This window comes from Halorubrum sp. AJ67 (assembly GCF_000513435.1).
Window position 1 is genome coordinate 113030 of record NZ_CBVY010000015.1, and the last position, 3451, is coordinate 116480.

A 3451-nucleotide genomic window follows, 5' to 3' on the forward strand; every position below is an offset into this window, starting at 1 on the left:
CGTCGTCTGCATCACCCACGCGTAGTCGACCCCCTCGTACTCGGCCCGCTCGACTGGTTGCACGCGACGGACTCGGCGGCGGAGCGGCAAATCGGTGGCGGTCGTGGTTGAAGCGGCAAATCGGTGGCGCTCGTCGTCGGATCGGCGGTCGCCGGGCGGCGGTGGCCCCGGGTCGGCCACCGACGCGCCGCCTTTCCGGTTCCCGACGATTTTACGGCGTCGCGCGGGTCACTCCGAGGTATGACCACGACGCGGGGACTCCGGGAGGGCGACGATCCGATCACGATGCTCACCGCCTACGACGCCCCGACGGCGGCGGTTGTCGACGACGCGGGGATCGACATCGCCCTCGTCGGCGACAGCATGGGCAACGCCGCCCTCGGCTACGACTCGACGCTCCCGGTCACGTTCGACGAGGTGGCGAGCCGGACCGCGGCGGTCGCCCGCGCGACCGAGGACGCCCTTGTCGTCGCCGACATGCCGTTCCTCTCGTTCGGCGTCGACGAGGCTGAGTCGGTACGCAACGCCGGCCGCCTGCTGAAGGAGGCGAACGCCGACGCGGTGAAAATCGAGAGCGGCCCGCACACCGTCGAGACCACGCGGCGCATGACGGAGGTCGGGATCCCGGTGATGGCCCACCTCGGCCTGACGCCCCAGCACGTGAATCGGCTTGGCGGGTACACCCGGCAGGGGACCGAGCAGGACGCCGCCGAGGAGATAATCGACCTCGCGGGTGCGCACGCCGACGCCGGCGCGTTCGCGCTCGTGTTGGAGCACGTCCCCGCGAACCTCGCGGGCGCGGTGACCGAGGCGCTCGACATCCCGACGATCGGCATCGGTGCGGGCCCCGACTGCGACGGGCAGGTGCTGGTGATCAACGACGCGGTCGGGCTCGGCGAGTGGTCGCCGCCGTTCGCGAAGCAGTTCGGCGACGTGCGCGGCGAGATGATCGGGGCCGTGGAAGCGTACAAGGAGGCGGTCGAGAGCGGCGCGTTCCCGGCCGACGAGCACTCGCACGTCGAGGAGGACTTGGAGGACTTGTACTGATATTCGGGGTACTGCGTTGTTTCCGGTGGAGAACCGGCGATCGAGACGAGCCGTTCTGAAGCCACAGCCGGTCGCTACGACGAAGCCAGCGGTGTGACCGAGACCGCCGAAGCCCCAGCCGTGAGGCGGGCGCACGCTCGCCGCGCTCCTCACTCGTTCGCGTTGCTCACTCGCTGCGGTGCTCGCTTCGCCTGCGCCCGCCTCACGGCTGCCCCTTCGAGTCCCGCCCCGCACAGCACAGCCTCACGCCTCCCCAGCCTCGTCAGTCGCCTCCGCTACGCTCCGGCGACTAACTCCCTCGCGCGTGCGACTCGCGCCCTAGCGGGCGCTCGTCGGCACGCGCCACCGTAGAGAATCGAGGATCGCGTCGCGAGCCCCTCGTCAGAGGGTTCGACCGCTCAGACGGGCAGGAAGCCGACGACGGCCGGCATCTGGCTCGGGTCCGTGGTGACGACGACGTAGAGGGCGGTGAACAGCACGGCGTTGTGAAGCCCGTGGAGCAGCGCGGGGACGACGAGGTTCCCGGTGTACTCGTACACCGCGCCGAACACGAGGCTCGGCACGAAGAGGATCGAGACGGTCGTCAGTTGCGCGGAGACGCCGCCGGTCAGCGCGATCACGTGGATGGCGGCGAAGATCGCGGCCGAGAGCAGGATCGACGGGGCCGCCGGCAGCGACTCGCGGAGCCGCCCCTGAACGACGCCGCGGTAGAGGATCTCCTCACAGGGACCGATGACGAGGAACGACGCGGCGATGAAAAGTGGGATGATCGACGGGTTCCCCATCGCCAGCTCGGCGCTGCTGTTCGCCGCCGTCTCCGTGCCGAGCAGCTGAACGATCGTCGAGACCACGAGGACCGAGATCAGGATGAGCACCCAGCTCCCGAGGACGATCCCGATCTCCTTGAGGCTCGGCACCCGCACGCCAAGGTACTCGATTATCCCGTCGCGGTCGAAGCCGCGCCACGCGAGGTAGCCGATCGCCAGTCCGCCGAACGCGACGTACTGACCGAACACCAGCGTGAGAACGACGCTCGCGGCCAGCGAGAGCCCGCCGCTCACGACGTTGATGGCGTAGATGAGACCGCCGCTCGCGACCGCGATGAGCGGCCCGAGGACGCCGAGCACGAGTGCGGTCACGACCGCGATTCCCGGCGACCCGCCGGTTCCCTTCGGGCCGTCCGCGTCGTCGGAGACGGCGTCCGGATCGATGTCGTCGAACTCCTCTGACACCCCGCCGTCCGAAGCGGGATCGCCGCTGGAGGGATCTGTCATTGCCCTCGGTAGGACCCCCCGGGCCAAATGGTTGTCCGTGCCGGATCGCCCGGTCTGCCCGGTCTGCCTCGTCCCCGAGGCGGCCGCCGGTCCCGGCCTCAGCGGCGGAGAAGCTCGTACCACAACACCGCGGTGACGGCCCGCCCGTCGCGCAGGCCGTCGTCGACGACCGCGGCGAGTAGGTCGTCGTACGGAATCGTCTCGACCGCGATCGACTCGTTGTGATCGAGGTCGCGGTCGGCGGTCGGCTCGCAGCCGGTCGCGAGCACGTGGTGGTGGACCGCGTTCGCCATCCCGTTCGTCGGCTCGACGGTCGTCAGCCGCTCGAAGGCGTCGGCCTCGTAGCCGGTCTCCTCGGCCAGTTCGCGGGCCGCCGCGCGCTCGATCCCCGCCTCCTCGTCCCCGTCTTCCGGCTCCATCGTCCCCGCGGGGATCCCGCGGTTCACCCGGCCGACCGCCTGTCGCCACTCGTCGATGACGACCACGTCGCCGTCGGGCGTCAACGGGAGCACCACCACCGCCGGCGGCTCGTCGACGTAGTGGAACCCGTCGGTCTCGCCGTCCGGGAACCGCACCTCGTCCCGGCGCACGTCGAAGCCGGGGCAGGCGTAATCGACCGCGGAGTCGAGCGTTTCCCACGCGAGGTCGGCAGGGTCGTCGGGGTCGTCCATGGATCGCGGTCGTCGCTCGGGAACCTAAACTCCCCTCACTCCCCGCGCGCCGTCGACGACACCCCCCGTCGCTCCCGGACGCGCTCGACCGCCAGCGCTGCGAGGGTCCCGACGATCCACGCGACCGTCCCGAAGACCAGCGCCTCGACGCCGAGGAAGACGAGGCCGTCGGGCGAGAGGAACGCGGCCGCACGCTCGGCGAGGGACCGACCGGAGAGCCCGAGGAAGTAGTGGACCGCGCTGTACCCGAGCAGCGCGCCGTAGACGGTGAGCCACGCGGGGACCAGCCCGTCCCGTCGGTACGCGAGACTGACGGCGACAGCGACCCCGAGCGCCGCGGCGTCGAACGGGACGAACACCACGCCGCCGGCGATAGAGAAGACGCCGACCGCGTAGGCGGCGAAGGCGACGGCGAAACACAGCGGCGGTGCGACGAGCCGGAGCGACGGACGCGGCCGG

The 3451-nt window shown here is 70.8% G+C and carries 4 protein-coding genes; 1 reads left to right on the plus strand and 3 read right to left on the minus strand.

The genetic code is table 11. The annotated features are described in order from the left end of the window. Positions 1–240 precede the first annotated feature (240 nt). Positions 241–1047 carry a 3-methyl-2-oxobutanoate hydroxymethyltransferase gene (gene panB, locus BN903_RS11960; protein WP_048077935.1) on the plus strand — a complete coding sequence of 269 codons (807 nt, stop codon included), beginning with the start codon at positions 241–243 and terminating at the stop codon, positions 1045–1047. A 398-nt stretch (positions 1048–1445) separates the two neighbouring features. Here panB and BN903_RS11965 read toward each other — a convergent pair whose 3' ends face one another. The 3 genes from BN903_RS11965 to BN903_RS11975 all read right to left on the minus strand — a co-directional run. Beyond that, positions 1446–2321 carry a CPBP family intramembrane glutamic endopeptidase gene (locus BN903_RS11965; RefSeq protein ID WP_048077936.1) on the minus strand — a complete coding sequence of 292 codons (876 nt, stop codon included), beginning with the start codon at positions 2319–2321 and terminating at the stop codon, positions 1446–1448. A 98-nt stretch (positions 2322–2419) separates the two neighbouring features. Then, on the minus strand, positions 2420–2992 hold the full coding sequence (locus BN903_RS11970) for an NUDIX hydrolase (RefSeq protein ID WP_048077937.1): 573 nt from the start codon (positions 2990–2992) through the stop codon (positions 2420–2422). A gap of 35 nt (positions 2993–3027) precedes the next feature. Further along, positions 3028–3451, minus strand: a 424-nt coding sequence (locus BN903_RS11975) for a hypothetical protein (protein ID WP_048077938.1), incomplete at its 5' end; no start/stop codon positions are given.